Origin of the sequence: Actinomycetospora sp. TBRC 11914, from assembly GCF_012933465.1 — a bacterium.
In the GTDB taxonomy this organism is placed as follows: Bacteria; Actinomycetota; Actinomycetes; order Mycobacteriales; family Pseudonocardiaceae; genus Actinomycetospora.
This window is the reverse complement of the sequence record NZ_JABBND010000002.1, coordinates 187,129-206,038: the sequence shown is the minus strand read 5'-3', so window position 1 is coordinate 206,038 and position 18,910 is coordinate 187,129. Positions and strand designations below refer to the sequence as shown.

Genomic DNA, 18,910 nt, shown 5'->3' with positions numbered 1-18,910 from the left:
CCGCGGGGCGTCACGGCACGGGCTGCGGCCGGCCGTCCGGCGAGGCGACCCCGAGCCTGGCCCCGTCCCTCGGTGCCCGCCAGGCCTGCGCGCCCGCGGTGGTCGCGGCCTGGGCACTGCCGAGGGCGTGCCGGGCGAGCTGCGCCGGGGTCATCTCCGTGCCCTGCTGCCACCGCCGCCCGGCCTGGACCACCGCGACGCTGCCCAGGGCGACACCCAGCGTGGCGAGCAGGCTCCCCAGGGCGGTGAGCACCGCCCCGCCGAGGAAGAGCCGTGTGTCGAACCTGCGGTCCGAGGAGTTCTCCGACATCCGCCGACCTCCGTTCCGGTTGTGGCCGCCCCACGATGCGCGGCCGGCGCGGGGTCGCACATCACCTGGCGCGGATGACCCGTCGTCGGGGCACGGCGACGACCTCACCCGTGGACGGCGGTGAGCAGCCCCTCGACGCCGCGCCGGAACGCCTCACCGACGTGCTCGGGGCCGTCGAGGTGGGCGCCCGACATCGCGCCGTCGCGCATCATGAGGAAGTGCGCCGCCGCGCGCGGTGGCTCCGGCGACTCCTCGGAGCCGACGACCTGCGCGAACAGGTCGGTCAGCGTGGCGAGGTACCAGGCCCGGTGCTCCACGACCGCCCGGCGCACGGGGTCGTCGGGACCGGGGTACTCGGCCGCGGCCTTGAGGAACGCGCAGCCGTGGAACCCCGGCGAGGACAGGCCGTCGACGAGGGCGGCGCCGACCGCGCGCACCGCGTCGGCGGGTGACGACGCGGCCTCGGTGACGGCCTGCACGTCGGCGCGCGTCGTGGCGTCGACGCCCCGCAGGTAGGCCACCACGAGGTCTTCCTTCGAGGGGAAGTGCCGGTAGAACGTCGCCCGCGTCGCGGGGGCCTCGGCGAGGATCCGCTCGACCCCGACCGCGCGGATGCCGTCCCGGTAGAACAGCTCGCTGGCGGTGGTCAGCAGCCGCTCCCGCGCCCCGGACGTCGTCGCCATGCGTCCACCATACAAGAAAGAACGATCGGTCTTGCGGCCGTGGGCCGCACCGTGCGACGCTGCCTCCCGCAACAGAGAGAACGGTCTTTCTCCCTGAGCGACTCCTCGAAGGGAACCACCATGACCACCGACTCCACGACCTCCACCGAGTCCACCGGGGCGCCGCTCGCGTCCGCGCTCCGCCGGCTCTACCTCGTCCGGTTCGGGTTCGCCCTGGTGTGGGCGGTGGCGCTGTTCCTCAGCGGGCCGGCCGTGGGTCCGCTCGCCGCGGTCCTGCTCGTGCTCTACCCGCTGTTCGACGTCGCGGCCGCCGTGGTCGACGCCGGCACGTCCCGGGCTCGTGCCTGGGCGCCGGCCCTCGCCGCGAACATCGCGATCAGCACGCTCGCCGCCGTCGGCCTGGTGCTCGCCGTGGGCTCCGGCACGCCGGCCGTGCTGCGGGTGTGGGGCGTCTGGGCGGCGGTGGCCGGGCTCGTCCAACTGGTCGTGGCCCTGCGGCGGCGGGCGCTCGGTGGTCAGTGGGCGATGATCGCGAGCGGCGGCATCTCGGTGTTCGCCGGGGTCGCGTTCGTCCTCCAGGCCGCCGGGCCGGACCCGTCGCTGCGGGCCCTGGCCGGCTACGCCCTGCTCGGCGGCGTCTTCTTCGGGATCTCGGCGCTGCGTCTCGGTCGCGGGACGCGGCGCTGACCGCGGCGTCGTCAGCGGCTCGAGAGGACCTGGCTCCCGTCGATCTTCCAGGTCCCGTCCTGCTGGACCATCCGGAACAGCGTCCGCTCCTCGCTGGTGCTGCCATTCGGGTGCACGTAGGTGACGGTGGCGTCGACGGTGTCGCCGGCGCCGGGCGACACCCCGCGGACGTCGACCCGGCGGATCGCGCTCCAGAAACCGCTGTAGCCGGCGAACCCGCCGGCGGTGCCGCGCTGGTAGGAGGGCGTGAGGTGCTGCCAGCCCTGCGACAGGTCGTCGGGGATGAGGCGGTAGTAGTCGATGACCGCCTGCTGCTGGGCGACCTGGTCCGGCGAGCCCTGGACGGGGGCCGCCGCCGCTCCCCCGCCGGACGCCGCCGCTCCCCCACCGGACGCCGTCGCCTGGTCGCCGTCGGACGCGGACCCGCTGCCGCCGGGCTGCCCCGTGGAGGTGGGCGCCGGGCTCGAGGCGACTCCGGCCTGGCTGCCGCTCCTCGTCGCCAGGACGAGCGCGGCGACGACGACGGCGCCCACCAGCAGCACGGCGACACCGGCCCCGACGAGGTGGCGACGACGGCGGCCGGCACCGGGTCCCGGCGCCGCCTCGGCGTCGGGCACACCGGCCTCGGGCGCCACCGGGGCCGTCGTCGAGACCAGCGTCGGCTCCGACGGTGCCCGGACGGCGACCGGCACGACCGGCGTGACCGGCGCTGTCGGGCCGGTCGGCTCGCGGTGGTCCCCGGTCCACTCGTCGGTCTCGGCCTCGACCGCCGCGAGGCGCCCGAGCTCGTCGCGCACCTGGTGCATCTCCGGGCGCCGCGCCGGGTCCGCGGCGAGCACGCGCTCCAGCAGGGAGGCCAGCGGGCCCGCGTGGCGCGGGGGCACGTAGTCGCCGGTGGCCACCCGGTGCAGCTGCGCGAGGGCGTTCTCGTCCCGGCCGAACGGCGGCCGGCCCTCGAGCGCGGCGTAGATCGTCGACCCCAGCGAGTACACGTCCGAGCGGAAGTCGGCCTCGGCGCCGCGCGCGACCTCGGGGGCGAGGTACGCGGGCGTCCCGGCCATCATCCCCGAGGAGGTGATGGTGGCCTCGTCGATCGCCCGGGAGACGCCGAAGTCGGTCACCTTGACCACGCCGTCGTCCCCGAGCAGGACGTTCCCGGGCTTGACGTCGCGGTGCACGATCCCGGCGGTGTGGGCGGCGGTCAGCGCCGCGGCGACCTGGTGGCCGACCCCGGCGACGGCGTGGGGCGTCAGCACCCCGCGGGTGGCGACGACCTCGGCCAGGCTCTCCGAGGGCAGGTACTCCATGACCAGCCACGGCTGCTCGTCGTGGTCGACGACGTCGAACACCGCGATCGCGTGGGGATGGTGCAGGCGCGCGGAGAGCCGGCCCTCGCGCATCACCCGCCGACGGGCCTTCTCCCGGGACTCGTCGTCGATGCCGCCGGGCAGCCGGACCTGTTTGAGGGCCACCGTGCGGCGCAGCACCTCGTCCTCGGCCCGCCACACCACGCCCATCGCGCCGCTGCCGACCTGGACGCCGAGTCGGTAGCGCCCGGCGATGAGCTGGTCGTCCTGCGCCACCCCGTACTCCTCCCCCTCGCCCGTGTCGCCGCAGATCTGCCCATCCGGGGACCGGGGCATACTCCGAAGAGGGACCTCGCCGAGCGTGATCGGCCACGGACGGCCCACCGTGGGCGCAAGGACCGGAGGGGCCCGGCGGTAGGGACGCGCGACCCCTGTCCCTGATCTCGGGACGAATGTGACGCTGAGGACACCTCCGTCGCCGCCCGAGGAGACCCTCATGACCTCGACCATCGACCCGACGTTCTACCGCTCGCCCGCCGAGGCGGCGGCGGCCCCGGCGGAGACCCTCGCGTACGTGGTGGCCTTCGACCGGGCCGGCCGGGCGCCCGACGCCATGACCGTCGTCGACGTCGACCCCGGGTCGGGGCAGTACGGGCGGGTCGTCGGGTGGACCGACGTCGGCACCGGCGCCGAGCTCCACCACTTCGGCTGGAACGCCTGCAGCAGCGCCCTCCTGCACGAGGGCCACGACATGACGGGGCTGGCGCGCCGGTACCTCCTGGTGCCGGGGCTGCGCTCCTCCGACGTCGCCGTCCTCGACACCGTCCCCGACCCGCGCGTGCCCCGGCTGGTCAAGACGATCAGCGCGGCGGAGCTCTCCTCCCAGGCCGGCTACTCCCGTCCGCACACGCTGCACTGCGGACCCGACGGCGTCTTCCTCACCTGCCTCGGCGGGCCGCTCGACGACCCCGACGGTCCCGGCGGGATCGCCGTGCTCGACCACTCGACCTTCGACGTCCTGCACCCCTGGGAGACCGACCGCGGCCCGCAGCACTTCGCCTACGACGCCTGGTGGCACCTCGCCCAGAACGTCCTCGTCTCCAGCGAGTGGGGCAGCCCGTCGATGATCGAGGACGGGCTCGTCCCGGACCTGCTCCTCGGCGGCCGCTACGGCCACCACCTGCACTTCTGGGACCTCGCGAAGGGCGTGCACCAGCAGAGCGTCGACCTCGGCGCCGAGCAGCAGATGGTCCTCGAGGTCCGGCCGTCGCACGACCCGGAGGCGACGTGGGGCTTCGTCGGCGTCGTCATCTCCACGGCCGACCTGTCCGCGTCGGTGTGGCGGTGGCACCGGCCGCGCCCGGACGCGCCCTTCGAGGTGGAGAAGGTCATCACCATCCCCGCCGAGCCTGCGGACGCCACGGCCCTCCCGCCGGCCCTCGCGCCGTTCGGCGCGGTCCCCCCGCTGGTCTCGGACATCGACCTCTCCGTCGACGACCGCTTCCTCTACGTCTCCTGCTGGGGCACCGGCGAGCTCAAGCAGTTCGACGTCACCGACCCGGCGCACCCCCGCGAGGTGGGGTCGGTGCGCCTGGGCGGCATCGTCGGCCGCCGGCCGCACCCGGCCGCACCCGACCTGCCACTGGCGGGGGGCCCGCAGATGGTGGAGGTCAGCCGCGACGGACGGCGGGTCTACGTGACCAACTCGCTCTACGGCGCCTGGGACGACCAGTTCTACCCCGACGGCGTCGGCGCGTGGATGGCCAAGCTCGACGTCGGGCCGCAGGGCGGGCTGACCCCCGACGCCCGCTTCTTCCCCCACGGCGACGAGTTCCGCGGCCGCCGGGTGCACCAGGTGCGACTGCAGGGCGGGGACGCGTCGTCCGACTCGTACTGCTACCGGTCCTGAACTCGTTCGGCCGGGTGCGGGCCGGGTCGGCGCGAGTGGCGCAATCGCGCCGAGAACAGGCCGCGGCTCGCACCGCGGCGCCCCCGATCTCGTTCTCCGGGGTGACGGGGCCGGCCCGGGAGAACGATTCGGGCCGGCACCGGAAACCGCTCCCCCGACCGTTCGGAGGCAAGAACCCGTGATCGTCCTCGGAATCATCCTCATCGTCCTGGGCTATGTCGCGCCCGTGCCCAGCATCATCGTGACCATCGGGTGGATCCTGCTGATCGTCGGCCTGATCCTCACCCTGCTCGGCGCGGTCGGTCGGCCGATCGGGCGCAAGACGTACTTCTGACCCGTGACCCCGGGGCCGCCGGTCGTCCGGCGGCCCCGGGGAGCACGGCCCGGCTCGTAGGCTGTCCGGCAGGTGGTGTCGGGCCGACGACGGGACGGCGAGCAGGGTGGACGCGGAACGCCGCGGGGTCCGCGCTTCCGATCGGGAGCGTGCGCTGGTGATCGCACGGCTGACCCGCGCCCTCGAGCACGGCCGCCTGAGCCTCGCCGAGTACGACGAGCGGGTGGCCGCGACCTATTCCGCGATCAGCCGGGAGGAATTGGCGGAGCTGATCGACGATCTGCCGGGTCGGCTGTGGTGAGCGACGGTTCCCCGACCTCCGGCGCCTCCCCGATCGCTTCCCCCGGCGCCCTCTCCGGCACCTGGTCCGCCGCCGGCACGGCGCGGTCCGGGGTGCGGTCGGTGACCCGCTCGAAGAAGCGCAGCAGCTCGACGGGGAACGGCATGACCAGGGTGCTGTTCTTCTCCGCGGCCACGTCGGTCACGGTCTGCAGCAACCGCAGCTGCAGCGCCCCCGGCGTCCCGCTCATCGTCTCCGCGGCCTCGGAGAGCTTGCTCGAGGCCTGCAGCTCGCCGTCCGCGGCGATGACCCGCGCCCGCCGGTCCCGCTCCGCCTCGGCCTGACGCGACATCGAGCGGCGCATGCCCTCGGGCAGCGAGATGTCCTTGATCTCCACGCGCTCGACGACGATGCCCCAGTCCTCGGTCGGGGCGTCGATGACGTCCCGCAGCTCCGCGTTGATCCGCGCCCGGTCGGAGAGCAGGGTGTCCAGGTCGGAGCGGCCGATCACCGACCGCAGCGAGGTCTGGGCGACCTGCGAGGTCGCCTGCACGTAGCTCTCCACGTTGATCACGGCGCGGACCGGGTCGTCGACGCGGAAGTAGACGACGGCGTCGACCCCGATCGTCACGTTGTCCCGGGTGATCGTGCCCTGCGAGGGCACGTCGAGCACCACGGTCTGGATCGACACCTTCCGCATCCGGTCGGCCACGGGGACGATCGCCCGCAGTCCCGGCTGGCGGACGGCGGGCAACAGCCGGCCGAAGCGCAGGACGACCCCGCGCTCGTACTGCTGGACCAGGCGGAACGTCATGGACGACACGATGATCGCCAGCAGGACGGCCACGACGACGATGATCACGACGACGTTCATCGGAGGCTTCCCCTCGCGGGTGGGGCGGGCTCCCCACCGGGGCCGCGCTCCCGCCCCCATCGTGCGCCCGACGCGCCCGGCGCGCGAGGCATCAGAGCTGGGACGCCCCGCCGTCGACGGCCAGCTCGGCGCCGGTGGTGAACGTGGCGTCGAACCCGAGGAACGCGACGGCGGCCGCGACCTCCTCGGGCCGCCCGAACCGCTGCATCGGGTTGCCCGCCCGGAGCTGGTCGCGGGTGGCCGCGGCCGCGTCGGCGGGCAGGGTGCGCTCGATGATGCCGGTGTCGACGGGGCCGGGGCTCACCGCGTTGACCCGGATGCCCCGGGGCAGCAGCTCGCGGGCCAGCGAGCGCACCATCGACCGCACGGCGGCCTTCGTCGCGGCGTACACGCTGAAGCCGGCGATGCCCTCGACGTCCGCGATCGAGGTGGTGACCACGATCGCGCCCCCGTCGCGCAGCAGCGGCGCGAGCTTCTGCGCTCCGAAGTACACACCGCCGACGTTCACGGCGAACAGGTGGTCGTACTCCTGCGCGGTCACCTCGGCGACCCCGCCGAACCCGGTGATCCCGGCGTTGAGGAAGAGCAGGTCGAGCGGGCCCACGGCGTCGCGCACCGCGACGGCGAGGGCGTCGAGCGCGGCGGGGTCGGCCACGTCGGCGGCCAGCACCGTGGCGTCCGGGCCCAGCGCCTCCCGGGCGGCCCCGAGCGAGTCGGGCCGGTGGCCGGTGACGACGACCCGCGCCCCCTCGTCGCCCAGCAGTCGCGCGGTGGCCAGGCCGATGCCGCTCGTCCCGCCGGTGATCAGCACCGCCCGGCCGTCGTGGCGTCCCATCGCGCCATCGTCCCGGTTCCGGCTCGCGCACGGTGTCAGGCCGCGGTGACCACGTCGTGCCACAGGCGCAGGAACGTCTGGTCGATGTCCGGGGAGTGGTCGAGGGAGTTCCCCACGACGGCGCCGGTGCGCACCATCAACAGGGCCTCGGCCGTCCGCTCGGGCTCCGGGCGTCCCGCGCGGACGAGGAGCCCCGCGGTCTGCCGGCGCACCCACGCGCGGTGGCGGCTGACGATCGCGAGGGCCGGGTGGGAGGGGTCGCCGAACTCGGCGGCGGCGTTGATGAAGGCGCAGCCCCGGTACTCGGCGTCGAGCCCTTCCTCGGCGAGCAGCCTGCCGATCGCGAGCAGCGCCTGGACCGGGTCGTCGTAGCGGCCGGCCAGTTCCTCGAGCTGCTCCTCGCCGCGGAGGGCCCGCTGGTCGAGATAGGCGACGATGAGGTCGTCCTTCGAGGGGAAGTGCCGGTAGAGCGTCACCCGGGTCACCCGGGCCTCGTCGAGGATCCGGTGGATCCCGACCGCGTGGATGCCCTCGCGGTAGAACAACCGGTCCACCGCAGCGAGGATGCGTTCCCTCGCGGCCGACGGACGAGTCGTCGACCCCGCTCCGTGCCCCGCCATCGTTGCCCTCCCTCCGCGTCGTCGCTATGTTCCCACCGAGGTAGGTAGAACGGTCGGTTCACCCAGGAGCCCCTCATGCCCAGCGCACCCCCCGTCCTGTTCATCCACGGCCTCTGGCTGCACGCCACCTCGTGGGCCCCGTGGATCGAGCTCTTCTCCGAGAAGGGCTACACCGCCTCGGCGCCGGGGTGGCCCGGCGACCCCGACACCGTCGAGGAGGCGCGGGCCGCCCCCGAGCGCATCGCCGACCACGGCATCGACGACGTCGTCGACCACTACGCCGAGATCATCGCGGGCCTCGACACCCGGCCGGTGGTCGTCGGGCACTCCTTCGGCGGCATGATCGCCCAGAAGCTGCTCGGGCTCGACCTCGCCGCCGGCGCCGTCGCGATCGACGCCGCCCAGATCAAGGGCGTGCTGCCGCTGCCCCTCTCGGCGCTGCGCTCGACGTTGCCGGTCTTCAAGAACCCCGCCAACCGGCACCGGGCCGTCTCCCTGACCCCCGACCAGTTCCGGTACGCCTTCGGCAACACGCTGGCCCCCGAGGAGTCCGACGCGCTGTACGAGCGCTGGACCATCCCGGCGCCGGGCAAGCCGCTCTTCGAGGCCGCCGCGGCGAACTTCAGCCCCCGGTCCCCCGCCGCCGTCGACACCCGCAACGCGTCGCGCGGCCCGCTCCTGCTGATCACGGGCGGGCAGGACCACACGGTCCCGGAGGCGGTCACGAAGGCGACGCTCAAGCAGTACCGCCACAGCGACGCCGTGACCGAGCTCCGGGAGTTCCCCGACCGCGGGCACTCCCTGACCATCGACCACGGCTGGCGCGACGTCGCCGACGCGTCCCTGTCGTGGCTCGCCGAGCAGGGGCTCTGAGCGCCGTGGACCTCGGACTGTCCGGGAAGGTCGCCGTCGTCACCGGCGCCGGGCGCGGCATCGGGCTCGCGGTCTCCACGGCGCTCGCCCGCGAGGGAGCCTCGGTGGTGGCCGGCTCCCGCACGATCAGCAAGGAGCTCGAGGCCCTCGCCGGCGAGTACCCCGTCCACCCCGTCGCGGTCGACCTGTCGGGGCCCCAGGCGCCCGCCGAGCTGGTCGCCGAGGCCGTCGCCGCGTTCGGCGGGATCGACGTGGTGGTCAACAACGTCGGCGCGGTCCGGCCCCGGGTCGACGGCTTCCTGGCCGTCACCGACGCCGACTGGGAGGCGGCCTGGCAGACCAATCTGATGGTTGCGGTCCGGACATGCCGCGCGGCCCTGCCCCACCTGCTGGAGCACGAGTCCTCCGCCGTCGTCACCGTCAGCTCGGTCAACGCGTCGCTGCCCGATCCGCTCGTCGTCGACTACAGCGCGGCGAAGGCCGCCCTGACCAACTGCGGCAAGTCGCTGTCGAAGGAGTTCGGTCCCCGCGGCGTCCGGGTCACGACGGTGAGCCCCGGCCCGGTCGCCACCGATCTGTGGCTCGGCGGCGGCGGCGTGGCCGAGGTGGTGGGCGGCGCGGTCGGCGCCGACCCCGAGGCCGTGGCCGACCAGGCCGTCGCCGGGACCGCGACCCGGCGGTTCACCCGCCCCGAGGAGGTCGCCGACCTCGTCGCCCTCCTCGCGGGCGGGACGCTGCCCAACCTGACGGGCACCGAGGTCATCATCGACGGCGGCCTGACCCAGTCGCTGTGAGCCGCGAGCACCGCGCCGCCCCGTTCGGAGGTCTCCCATGTCGGACGCGAGCGTCCTCACGGCCGGCCGCGTCACCTTCACCGTCGTCGGTGACGCCGCCAAGCCCTCCGGGCCGACGGTGTCGGTCTCGCTGACGTCAACGGTCTTCGAGCGGATCCCGGTCGTCGTGGCCAGCGGCGGGGAGTTCGGCGCCGACCAGGCGTGGCGGCCCGGGGAGGCCGCGGCCTACGCCCTCGAGGTCGTCGCGTTCCCCGCCCGGGAGCTCGCCGGGGAGCTCGTCCTGCACCTCACCCAGGACGGGGTGGGGGTCCCCGCGCTCGCCGTCGACCTGGAGCTCACCTTCACCGACCCGACGGTCGGCCCGCTCTCGTGGGCCCCGCCGCGCCTGCTCCCCGACCCCGCCGCCGGACCGTCGCAGCGCCTCCCGCTCCCGCACCTGACCCTCTCCTGACCGGCGCCGACGACACGTGCCGTTCCCGGCGGTGAGCCGGGCCGGTCAGGGGTGGGAGACGGCGGGGAGCTGCGCCCCGTCGACCCGGAGGGTGGCGCCGCTGACGTAGCTCGCCGGGCCGGAGGCGAGGAAGGCGACCACCGCGGCGAGCTCGTCGGGGGTCCCCCAGCGGGCTCCCGCCCCGAACCCACGCTCGGCGAGGATCGCCGCGCGGGCGGTCGGCCCGTCGGTGCCGTCGGCCGCCGCCCGGGCGTCGATGCGGTCCTGCCACACCCCGCTCGTGGTGTAGCCGGGCACGACGCAGTTGACCGTCGCGCCGTGCGCCCGCAGGTCCTGGGCCTGGTACGCGGTGAGCGCGATCAGCGCCGCGTTCGCCACCCCGGTGACGGCCACGTTCGGCACCGCCAGAGCCGCGGTCACGCCGGAGACGTTCACGACGCGGCCCCGGCCGGAGGCGATGAGCGCGTCCCGGGCGTGGCGCACGGTGTGGGTCGCGCCGAGGACCTTGGTGTCGAAGCCGTCGCGCCAGCCGGCGTCGTCGATCCCGGCCAGCGGACCGCCGCCGAAGCGCCCGGCGTTGTTGACCACGACGTCGAGCCGGCCGTGCCGGCCGAGGACGTCGGAGACCATCGCGGCCACGGCCGCGTCGTCGGCGACGTCGCAGGTGCTCCAGCCGGTGCCCGCGCCCAGCTCGTCGAGCGCGGCGCGGCCGGCCCCGGCGTCGCGCCCGCACAGGTGCACCGTCGCGCCCTCGTCGCGCAGGCGGCGGGCCGTCGCCAGGCCCAGCCCGCGGCTCCCACCGGTCACCAGCGCGACCCGCCCGGTCAGCTCCAGATCCACGGGGTCATCCTGGTGCGCTCCGCGCCGCTGAGCAGAACGTGGCGCTAGGGCGACACCTCCTGCTCACGAGCCCGAGCGCCCCGGTGCGTCTCGTGCAGCAACCACGCACAGACCGCCGTCACGACCCCCATCACCAGCAGGTACGCCGAGGTCGACGCCGAGGTCCCGGTGGCCTGGTAGAGCGACGCGGCGATGAGCGGGGCGAGCCCGCCGCCCAGGACGGCGCCGATCTGGTAGCCCAGCGACGCCCCCGAGTAGCGAACCTCGGCACTGAAGAGCTCCGCGAAGAACGCGGCCTGCGGGCCGTACATCGCCGAGTTCGCGACCCCGCCGATCAGCAGCCCGAGGAAGATCAGGAACGTCGACCGGGTGTCGATCAGCCAGAACACCGGGAACGCCGCGACCACCGTCCCGATCGCGCCCGCGAGGTAGACCGGCCGGCGCCCGACACGGTCGGAGAGCAGCGCGAACAGCGGGATCGCCGCCAGGTTGACCGCGCTCGACCCCAGGATGCCGATCAGCAGGACCGACTCGGGCAGGTGGAGCGCCTTCGCGCCGTAGGAGAGCACGTAGACGACGTAGATGTAGAAGCCGCCGTTGACGGCGATGAACGAGCCCGCGGCGAGCAGCACCTGCTTCGGGTGCGAGCGGAGCACCTCGATCACCGGCGAGCGCCGCCGCGCCCCGGCCTGCGCCTGGACCTGCCGGAAGGCCGGGGTGTCCTCGAGGCGCAGCTGGGCGTAGAGCGCGACCCCGATGAGCAGGACCGACAGCAGGAACGGCACCCGCCAGCCCCAGGAGGTGAACGCCTCCTCGCCGAGCCCGGCCTCGAGGCCGAGGAAGATCCCGTTGGAGACGATGACGGCGATGGGCACGCCCAGCTGCGGGAAGCTGCCGTACCAGCCCTTGCGGTGCGGCGGCGCGTACTCGGTGGCGATGAGGACGGCGCCGCCCCACTGCCCGCCCACCGCGAGGCCCTGCACGATGCGCAGGACGAACAGCAGCACCGGGGCGGCGACCCCGATGGTCGCGTAGCTGGGGAGCAGACCCACCAGCGTCGTCGAGGCGCCCATGAGGAACAGCGCGGAGACCAGGGCCTTCTTGCGGCCGATGCGGTCGCCGTAGTGGCCCCAGATGATCCCGCCGACGGGGCGCGCGATGAACCCGACCGCGAACGAGCTGAACGCCGCGAGCGTGCCGACGAACGGGTCGGCGGTCGGGAAGAACGCGGTGTTGAGGACCAGCGCGGCGGCGGTCCCGTAGATGAAGAAGTCGTACCACTCGATCGTCGAGCCGAGCAGGCTCACCAGCGAGGTCCGGCGCACCTCCCGGCGGTCGAGCACCGCCTCCGCCCCGTCGGTCCCCGCTCTGGTCGTTGCCATGTCCGGTTCCTTCCCCCCGCGGCGCTGCGGGGCCCTGGTGGGCCGATCGGGACCCGCCCAGCCTCGTCGGAGGAGCCCGCCCGCGGTATGGGCGCGGAGCACAACATGTGACGTGGACCGCACAGCGCGTAGCACGGCATGCTTCCCGGATGGCCGTCCCGACCGTCCCGACGGGCTCTCCCCGGCAGGCGCTGACGGTCCTGTGCCGGGCGCTCCTGGAGGACGTCGACGACCTCGCCGACCGGCTGGCCGCGCGCATCCTGGAGCGCGAGGACGTCTACGAGCTGCTCGACGTCCGCGACGATCTCCGGGCCACCTGCCGGGCGAGCCTCGAGCGGCTGCTCACCCAGCTCGCCGGCGACCTGCCGGCCGGCGCCGACGCCGCGGCCCTCACCGTCGACACCGGTCGGCGCCGGGCCCGCCAGGGCGTGCCCCTCGAGGTGGTGCTGCGCGCCTACCGCCAGTGCGGGCGGCTGGTGTGGGAGCGGATGCGGGAGGTCTCGCGCACCCGGTTCGCCGGGGCCCACGACGCGGCGCTGCTGGTGGTGGCCGACGACGTGTGGCGGATCCTCGACGCCAGCTCCGACCGCCTCGTCGACTCCTACCGCCGCGAGGAGACACGCCTGCGCGGGCTCGAGCTCGGCCGCCGCTGGTCGGTGCTCGAGGCGCTGCTCGCCGGGCGGGGTCACGAGCCGGCGCTCGCCCGCGACGCCGCCCGCCTGCTCGACGTGCCCGAGGACGCCGAGCTGCTCTGCGTCGTCGCGCCGACCGGCGAGACCGTCGACGACCCGCTCCCGGGTCCCGCCGAGGCGCTCGCGGGGATCGCCCCGTCGCTGTGGCACGTGCGCTCGGCCGAGGTCGTCGGCGTGGTCGTGCCCCCCGAGGACGCCGCCGCGGCCCTCCCGGCCGTCGTCGACGCCCTCGCCCGGCGGACCTCGGTGCCGGTCGGGGTGTCGCCGCCGGTCCGCGGGCTGGCCCGGCTGCACGTCGCGCACCGGTGGGCCCGCCTGGCGGCCCGGACGCTGCCGGCCGGGACCGGCGGGGCGGCCGGGCTCGACGACCGGCTCCCCGAGGCCCTCCTCGCCGAGGCGCCGGACCTCGTGCCCCGGCTGCGCCGCGCGGCGCTGGGTGGCCTGCTCGACCTGCCGGAGCCCGAGCGCGACACCCTGCTGGCGACGCTGCGGGCGGTGCTCGACGCCGACGGCTCGCCGTCGCGCGCGGCCGGCGTCCTCTTCTGCCACCGCAACACCGTGATGTACCGGCTCTCCCGCCTCGAGTCCCTCACCGGCCGCCGTCTCGCCGACGCCCGCGACCGCCTGCTGCTGGCCCTGGCCCTCGTCGCGCCCGCGGACGACGCCGAGCTCTGACCCCCTCCGGGAGACTCAGATCGGTCGGGGCGCGGTGACGAGGTCCCCGAGCTCGCTCTCCCACCGGGTCGCGAGGCGGACGCGCAGGTCCTCGTCGATGTCGCTGCGGTGGAACATGGCGTCCCAGTGCCGGCGCCACCGGAAGGGCTTGCAGGCGTCGATGATCGTGGTGCCGAGGGTGTAGTCCTCGATGCGGCGCTTCTCCGGGGTGAGCCCGGCGGGGTTGATGACGTTGCACCACCTCTCCCGCTCGATGTGGATCTGGGCGGCGGGGTCGACGCGCGTGGAGATCGCCCAGTTGACCAGCGTGGGGTTCGTCGGGTCGATGTCGTCGTCGACCATGACCAGGTAGCGCGGCGGCCGGTCGGCGAGGCCCGCCATGGCGTAGTCGGCCACGCGCATGACGTGCCCCGCATAGTGCTGCTTGAGCGAGATGACGAGGAAGGGGCCGACCTGCCCCACGCCCCGGATTCCCTCGAGGCCGGAGCGGCGCAGCATGTGCAGGCGGCGCGCGGTCTGGGCGAAGCCTCCGGCCCCACCCCGGTTCCGGAACCGCAGGGTCGGCTCGCCGAGGACGATCGGATCGTCGCGGTGGTAGATCGCGTGCACGCGGACGGCGGGCTGGTCGAACGCGGCGGCGTAGTACCCCAGGCCCTCCCCCCACGGGCCCTCGGAGCGCTTCGGCTCCGCGTCCGGGTGGAGGATCTCGCCCTCGAGGACGGCCTCGGCGCCGGCCGGGAACGGCAGGCCGGTCAGCGGGCCGCGGACCACCTCGTAGGGCGCGCCCCGCAGGAAGCCCCCGAACTCCAGCTCGTCCTGCCCGAACCCGACGTTCTCGGCGGCCGCGAGGGTGAACGACGGATCGTTGCCCAGGCTGATGACGATCGGGCAGTTCTCGCCGCGCTCGAAGTACTTGTCGCGGATGACCTGCCCGTGGTGCCCGCCGGCGAGGTGGTGCCCGATGGTGTGGCGGTCGTAGACCATGCCGCGGTAGCACCCGGCGTTGAGGGCCCCGGTGTCGGGATCGCGCAGCACCGAGGCACCGCCGGTGGCGAGGTAGGGCCCGCCGTCGAGCTCGTGCCACATCGGGGCGGGGAACAGGTGCAGGTCGACGTCGTCGCCGGTGAGGACGTTCTCCATGACCGGCCCGGTCTCCACCTCGACCGGCGTGACCGGCGGGGACGACGCCGCGACGTCGAGCCGGTCGGCCCACCACTCGGTGAGGGCGCGGCCGCGCAGCCCGTCCGGGAAGCCGTAGACGAGCTGCATGCGCCGGTAGGAGTCGAAGGAGTGGACGGCGATGCGCCTGCCCGCCGGGTAGCCGTCGATCTCGTCGAACAGGACCACCGGGTGCTCGGGCGACCACGCCGTGATCTCCGTGATGCCGCCGACGTCGGTCTTGAGATCGGCGCCGCGCACGACGCGCAGCTCGCCGGCCCGCTCGACCTCGTCGAGATAGGCGCGGTAGTCGCGGAACTCCATGCTCTCGGCCTCCTCGCCGCAGGGTCAGGCGCGCACCCAGCGCACCAGGGTGACGTCGTCGGTGACCGGCTCGTAGGAGGCCCGGACCCGCTGGCCGATGGTGACGTCCGAGCCGTCGTCGGCGGCGTCGGTGAGCATGCCGACCATGCGCGGGCCCTCGTCGAGCTCGACCATGGCGACGGTGTAGGGCACCGCGTCACGGAAGGCCGGGCCCATTGCCCGGTGGTAGACCGCGAAGCTCCAGATCGTGCCGGTGCCCGCGAGGTCGACCCAGTCGCCACCGGCCTGGAGGCACTCGGGGCAGATCGGGGCCGGCTGCCAGCGCAGGGCGCCGCAGCGGGCGCAGCACTGGGCGGCGAGCCGGCCGTCGCGCGCGGCTGCCCAGTGCGGGCCGGTGAGGGGATCGGTGGTGTCGGGCAGGGGCCCGGCGTAGTCGGTGGTCATCACTGGTGCGTCGAGAGGATCGACGCCGCTCCCTTCAGGAAGTCGTGGGACGAGCAGTCGACGGCGATGCTCGGCGACGCGACCTGCCGGTCGCCGCACTCGCCGCGCAGCTGACGGACTGCCTCGCAGAGGTGCAGCCACCCCCACATGTAGCTCTCCGAGAGCTGGCCGCCGTTGGTGTTGACGGGCAGGGAGCCACCCGGGCGCGTGCGGCCCTCGGCCAGGAACGGGCCGCCCTCCCCGAGCTTGCAGAAGCCGTACCACTCGAGCATCTGCAGCACCCAGACCGACGTGGCGTCCTGGATGTAGAGGAGGTCGACGTCGTCGGGCCGCACGCCCGAGGACGACCACAGCCGACCCGCCACGTCGCCCAGCCACGGCCGCGTCAGGTTGTCCGGGTTCGCGTCCCCGCGCAGCGCCGTCTGCTCGGCCATGCCGAGCACGTAGACGGGGGACTTCGGACGGTCGCGGGCCCGGTCGGCACTGGTTACGACGAGGGCGGCACCGCCGTCGGAGATCATCGTGAGGTCGGGCCGCCGCAGCGGCGCGACCAGGTAGGGCGAGGCCAGGTAGTCCTCGACGGTCAGCGGGTCCCGGAAGATGGCCGCCGGGTTGCGCTGCGCCCACTCCCGCTGCGCGACGGCCACGTGGGCCAGCTGCTCCTCGGTCGTGCCGTAGAGGTGCTGGTGGCGCCGGAAGGCCATCGCGGCCGGCCCGGCCACGTGCACCAGGCCGCTGAGCGTGGCGAAGTCGGCGCCGCCGCCGACCGCCACGCCGAAGTCGGCCTTCGCCGAGCGCTGGTTGGTCCCGTAGCAGAGCACGATCGTCGAGGCGAGACCCGAGGTCACGGCCATGACGGCGAGGTGGAGCGAGAAGTTGCCGGTCCCGTAGTCGAGGGTGGCGCTGAAGGCGGGGTTCAGGCCGGCGAGCAGGCCGATCTGCTCGTCCGTACCGGCCCGCGACCGCAGGTTCTGGCACGTGATCAGACCGTCGACGTCGGACTTCTCGAGGCCGGCGTCGGCGAGCGCCAGCTCGATCGCCTCGACGGCGATCTCGTTGGCCGACCGGCCGGGGAACTGTCCCTGCGCGGTGCTGCCGACCCCGACGACGGCGACCGCGCCGCGCGTCGGGGACTCCGTGGTGGTGCTCATGCCGACGTCTCCTCTCCGCCGAGCGCGGCCGCCTCCGGGGTGGCCAGCCGCGCGAACAGCGCCTCGTTGTCGTCCCAGCGCTCGGCGCGGGCGAGGCCCTCGTCGACCTGGAAGCCCATGGACCTCAGGGGGATGCCGAGGCTGTCCGCCTCGACCTCGGTGACGACGAGCTCGGCACCGAGACCGCCGTCGTCGTGGACGGTGCGCCCCACGCGGGCCCGCACCGAGAAGCTCGTCGTCGCGCCCACCACCAGCAGCACCGCGGGGCCGCCGCGCCGCAGGTTCGCCGAGGTCCGCCGGCTCCGGACCGCGCACCGCACGACGTGCCGTCCCACGTCGAGCTCGGCGCGGGACAGCAGACAGATCCGGGGGACGCCGTCGGGGTCGGTGGTGAGCAGCGGGATCACCGGGTCCCACCGGCCGGGGACCGGTCGGCCGGCGAGCAGCGCGAGGACCTCATCGGGGAGCATCCGCCACGCCTTCCCGGACCTCCGCCGATTCCGGCGTGCCGGTCCACCGGCGGTAGAGGACGTGGGGCAGGTCGAACAGGTCGAGGACCTTGCCGGCGGTGTGGTCCAGGAGGTCCTGGATCGTCCGCGGCTGGTGGTAGAACGCGGGGACGGGCGGCAGCACGACCCCGCCCGCGAGCGTGACGGTCTCCATGTTGCGCAGGTGCACGAGGTTCAGCGGCGTCTCCCGGGTGACCAGCACCAGCCGGCGGCGCTCCTTGAGGCAGACGTCGGCGGCCCGGGTGAGCAGGTCGGTCGTGTTGCCGGTCGCGACCGCCGCCAGGGTGCGCATCGAGCAGGGCACGATGACCATCCCGAGCGTCCGGAACGACCCGGAGGAGACGGCCGCACCCAGGTCCTCCGGGCGGTGGACGACGTCGGCCATGGCCTCGAGGGCCTCCGGGCCCACGCCCATCTCGGCGGGGATGCTGCGGCGCGCGCCGGCCGAGAGCACCAGGTGGGTCTCGACCGAGGGGACGGCCTGCAGGGCGCGGAGCACAGTGGCCCCGAGCTGGGGCGCGCTGGACCCGGAGATGCCGACGACGAGCCGCTCGGGCCGGCCGTTCGTCGCCGGTCCGCTCACGACGCGCTCCGCGCGGGTCGTCCCGCGAGCGTGCCGAGGACCTCGTCGGTGTCCTCGCCGAGGCGCGGCGGCGCCCGGTGCTCCCGACGTCCGTCGGAGATCTTGAGTGGGTTCCCCACGGCACGCAGGGTCGCGTCGCCCCGGGGCTGCTCGACGACCATGCCGCGGGCCCGGACCTGGGGGTCGGCGAGGGTGGCGTCGACGGTGTTGATCGGCGCCGACGGGACGCCCTCTGCCGCCAGTCGTGCCAGCAGCTCCGCGGCGGTGAGTCGCCGGGCGGCGGGCTCCAGGAGGGCCGCCAGCTCGACGCGGTGTGCCCGTCGGTCGTCGTTGGTGGCGAACCGGGGGTCGTCGGGCAGGGCGGGGAGGTCCAGCGCCCGGCACAGCCCGACCCACATGCGCGGGGTGTTGGCGGTGATGACGATGTCGCGGTCGGCGCACTGCAGGGCCCGGTAGGTCGGGATGCTCATGTGCTGGCGACCCTGGAGGCCGGGGACCTCCCCGCCGGCCAGGTAGTAGCTGGCCACGTAGCTCAGCAGGGAGACCTGGGTGTCGAGCATGGCGACGTCCGCGCGCGAGCCCTCGTCCGCCCGCTCGGCACGCAGCAGACCGGCCAGGGTGACCAGCGCGGCGTTCATGCCGGCGCACAGGTCGCCGATGGGGAGCCCGGAGCGCACCGGGCTGCCCCCGATCTCGCCGGTGAGCGACATGCCGCCGCCGAGCGCCTGCACGATCATGTCGAACGCGGGCCGGTCGCGGTACGGGCCGTCGAGCCCGAACCCGGTCAGCGAGGTGACGACCAACCGCGGGTTGCGGGCGCGCAGCAGGTCGGCGCCGACGCCGAGCTTCTCGAGCGTGCCGGGCCGGAAGTTCTCCACCACCGCGTCGGCCGCGTCGACCAGGCGGAGCAGGGAGTCCCGGCCCGCCTCGGTCTTGAGGTCGATGACGACGCTCTCCTTGTTGCGGTTGACGCTGAGGTAGTAGGCGCTGTCGCCGTCGACGAAGTGCGGCCCGATGAACCGGGTCGGGTCGCCGGAGGGCGGCTCGACCTTGATGACGCGGGCCCCGAGGTCACCGAGGATCTGGGTGGCGAACGGCCCGGCCAGGTGCTGGGTCAGGTCGACCACGACGATGCCCCGGAGCGGACCGGAGCCCTCCGGACCGGCTGATGGATCGACCACGTGTCCTCCCGACG

Annotated in this window: 22 protein-coding genes; 8 read left to right on the top strand and 14 right to left on the bottom strand. The window is 74.5% G+C overall.

The genetic code is table 11. The features are described 5' to 3' along the window. Window positions 1-10 precede the first annotated feature (10 nt). Both HH311_RS06960 and HH311_RS06955 read right to left on the bottom strand, forming a co-directional pair. Window positions 11-310, bottom strand: coding sequence for a hypothetical protein (locus HH311_RS06960; RefSeq protein ID WP_169182898.1), 300 nt, complete (start codon window positions 308-310; stop codon window positions 11-13). A gap of 104 nt (window positions 311-414) precedes the next feature. Next, the gene (locus tag HH311_RS06955; RefSeq protein ID WP_169182897.1) at window positions 415-993 is read right to left on the bottom strand and encodes a TetR/AcrR family transcriptional regulator; all 579 of its coding nucleotides are present in this window, start codon (window positions 991-993) and stop codon (window positions 415-417) included. A 120-nt stretch (window positions 994-1,113) separates the two neighbouring features. Between HH311_RS06955 and HH311_RS06950 the strand changes: the two genes are divergently transcribed. Then, window positions 1,114-1,680, top strand: coding sequence for a hypothetical protein (locus HH311_RS06950; RefSeq protein WP_169182896.1), 567 nt, complete (start codon window positions 1,114-1,116; stop codon window positions 1,678-1,680). An 11-nt stretch (window positions 1,681-1,691) separates the two neighbouring features. Here the strand turns inward: HH311_RS06950 and HH311_RS06945 are convergent, their stop codons facing one another. Beyond that, window positions 1,692-3,263 (bottom strand): serine/threonine-protein kinase, encoded by a 1,572-nt coding sequence (locus HH311_RS06945; RefSeq protein WP_211189766.1) that lies wholly within the window; start codon window positions 3,261-3,263, stop codon window positions 1,692-1,694. A gap of 220 nt (window positions 3,264-3,483) precedes the next feature. Between HH311_RS06945 and HH311_RS06940 the strand changes: the two genes are divergently transcribed. From HH311_RS06940 to HH311_RS06930, 3 genes are all read left to right on the top strand, one after another. Continuing rightward, window positions 3,484-4,896 carry a selenium-binding protein SBP56-related protein gene (locus tag HH311_RS06940; RefSeq protein WP_169182894.1) on the top strand — a complete coding sequence of 471 codons (1,413 nt, stop codon included), beginning with the start codon at window positions 3,484-3,486 and terminating at the stop codon, window positions 4,894-4,896. A gap of 178 nt (window positions 4,897-5,074) precedes the next feature. Then, window positions 5,075-5,230 (top strand): DUF6131 family protein, encoded by a 156-nt coding sequence (locus tag HH311_RS06935; protein WP_169182893.1) that lies wholly within the window; start codon window positions 5,075-5,077, stop codon window positions 5,228-5,230. Window positions 5,231-5,336: 106 nt separating this feature from the next. Next, complete coding sequence (locus tag HH311_RS06930) at window positions 5,337-5,531, top strand: DUF1707 domain-containing protein (RefSeq protein ID WP_169182892.1); 195 nt, start codon at window positions 5,337-5,339, stop codon at window positions 5,529-5,531. Here HH311_RS06930 and HH311_RS06925 read toward each other — a convergent pair. From HH311_RS06925 to HH311_RS06915, 3 genes are all read right to left on the bottom strand, one after another. Then, on the bottom strand, window positions 5,476-6,384 hold the full coding sequence (locus tag HH311_RS06925; protein WP_169182891.1) for a slipin family protein: 909 nt from the start codon (window positions 6,382-6,384) through the stop codon (window positions 5,476-5,478). The two genes, HH311_RS06930 and HH311_RS06925, sit on opposite strands and share 56 nt — an antisense overlap. 91 nt (window positions 6,385-6,475) lie before the next feature. Then, complete coding sequence (locus HH311_RS06920) at window positions 6,476-7,219, bottom strand: SDR family oxidoreductase (RefSeq protein ID WP_169182890.1); 744 nt, start codon at window positions 7,217-7,219, stop codon at window positions 6,476-6,478. A gap of 35 nt (window positions 7,220-7,254) precedes the next feature. Next, window positions 7,255-7,773: a TetR/AcrR family transcriptional regulator gene (locus HH311_RS06915; RefSeq protein ID WP_169182889.1), complete on the bottom strand. Its 519-nt coding sequence runs from the start codon at window positions 7,771-7,773 to the stop codon at window positions 7,255-7,257. A gap of 141 nt (window positions 7,774-7,914) precedes the next feature. Here HH311_RS06915 and HH311_RS06910 point away from each other — a divergent pair, with 141 nt between their 5' ends. From HH311_RS06910 to HH311_RS06900, 3 genes are read left to right on the top strand one after another with little or no spacing between them, the layout of a single operon-like run. Further along, a complete protein-coding gene (locus tag HH311_RS06910; RefSeq protein WP_169182888.1) occupies window positions 7,915-8,712 on the top strand; it encodes an alpha/beta hydrolase in 798 nt (265 codons plus the stop codon). 5 nt (window positions 8,713-8,717) lie between these two features. Continuing rightward, window positions 8,718-9,506 carry an SDR family oxidoreductase gene (locus HH311_RS06905; protein WP_169182887.1) on the top strand — a complete coding sequence of 263 codons (789 nt, stop codon included), beginning with the start codon at window positions 8,718-8,720 and terminating at the stop codon, window positions 9,504-9,506. 37 nt (window positions 9,507-9,543) lie between these two features. After that, entirely contained in the window at window positions 9,544-9,957 is a 414-nt protein-coding gene (locus HH311_RS06900) for a hypothetical protein (RefSeq protein ID WP_169182886.1), read from the top strand. Between the two features lie 45 nt (window positions 9,958-10,002). Here HH311_RS06900 and HH311_RS06895 read toward each other — a convergent pair whose 3' ends face one another. Next, a complete protein-coding gene (locus tag HH311_RS06895; protein WP_169182885.1) occupies window positions 10,003-10,797 on the bottom strand; it encodes an SDR family oxidoreductase in 795 nt (264 codons plus the stop codon). Between the two features lie 44 nt (window positions 10,798-10,841). Beyond that, window positions 10,842-12,179, bottom strand: coding sequence for an MFS transporter (locus HH311_RS06890; RefSeq protein WP_169182884.1), 1,338 nt, complete (start codon window positions 12,177-12,179; stop codon window positions 10,842-10,844). 149 nt (window positions 12,180-12,328) lie between these two features. Between HH311_RS06890 and HH311_RS06885 the strand changes: the two genes are divergently transcribed. Next, window positions 12,329-13,546, top strand: a complete 1,218-nt coding sequence (locus HH311_RS06885; protein ID WP_169182883.1) for a CdaR family transcriptional regulator — start codon at window positions 12,329-12,331, stop codon at window positions 13,544-13,546. A 15-nt stretch (window positions 13,547-13,561) separates the two neighbouring features. On the opposite strand, the gene HH311_RS06880 is transcribed toward HH311_RS06885, so the two are convergent. Genes HH311_RS06880 through HH311_RS06855 form a run of 6 tightly spaced genes read right to left on the bottom strand, consistent with a single transcriptional unit; the run spans window position 13,562 to window position 18,896 of the window. After that, window positions 13,562-15,028, bottom strand: coding sequence for a UbiD family decarboxylase (locus HH311_RS06880; protein WP_169182882.1), 1,467 nt, complete (start codon window positions 15,026-15,028; stop codon window positions 13,562-13,564). 24 nt (window positions 15,029-15,052) lie between these two features. Then, window positions 15,053-15,472 carry a Zn-ribbon domain-containing OB-fold protein gene (locus tag HH311_RS06875; RefSeq protein WP_169182881.1) on the bottom strand — a complete coding sequence of 140 codons (420 nt, stop codon included), beginning with the start codon at window positions 15,470-15,472 and terminating at the stop codon, window positions 15,053-15,055. After that, a complete protein-coding gene (locus HH311_RS06870; RefSeq protein ID WP_169182880.1) occupies window positions 15,472-16,623 on the bottom strand; it encodes a thiolase C-terminal domain-containing protein in 1,152 nt (383 codons plus the stop codon). Before HH311_RS06870 ends, HH311_RS06875 begins: the two co-directional genes overlap by 1 nt. Beyond that, the gene (locus HH311_RS06865) at window positions 16,620-17,093 is read right to left on the bottom strand and encodes a hypothetical protein (RefSeq protein WP_169182879.1); all 474 of its coding nucleotides are present in this window, start codon (window positions 17,091-17,093) and stop codon (window positions 16,620-16,622) included. The genes HH311_RS06870 and HH311_RS06865 overlap by 4 nt, the downstream gene beginning before the upstream one ends. Continuing rightward, window positions 17,080-17,715 carry a UbiX family flavin prenyltransferase gene (locus tag HH311_RS06860; RefSeq protein ID WP_169182878.1) on the bottom strand — a complete coding sequence of 212 codons (636 nt, stop codon included), beginning with the start codon at window positions 17,713-17,715 and terminating at the stop codon, window positions 17,080-17,082. The genes HH311_RS06865 and HH311_RS06860 overlap by 14 nt, the downstream gene beginning before the upstream one ends. Beyond that, window positions 17,712-18,896 (bottom strand): CaiB/BaiF CoA-transferase family protein, encoded by a 1,185-nt coding sequence (locus HH311_RS06855; RefSeq protein WP_169182877.1) that lies wholly within the window; start codon window positions 18,894-18,896, stop codon window positions 17,712-17,714. The genes HH311_RS06860 and HH311_RS06855 overlap by 4 nt, the downstream gene beginning before the upstream one ends. Between the last annotated feature and the right edge of the window lie 14 nt (window positions 18,897-18,910).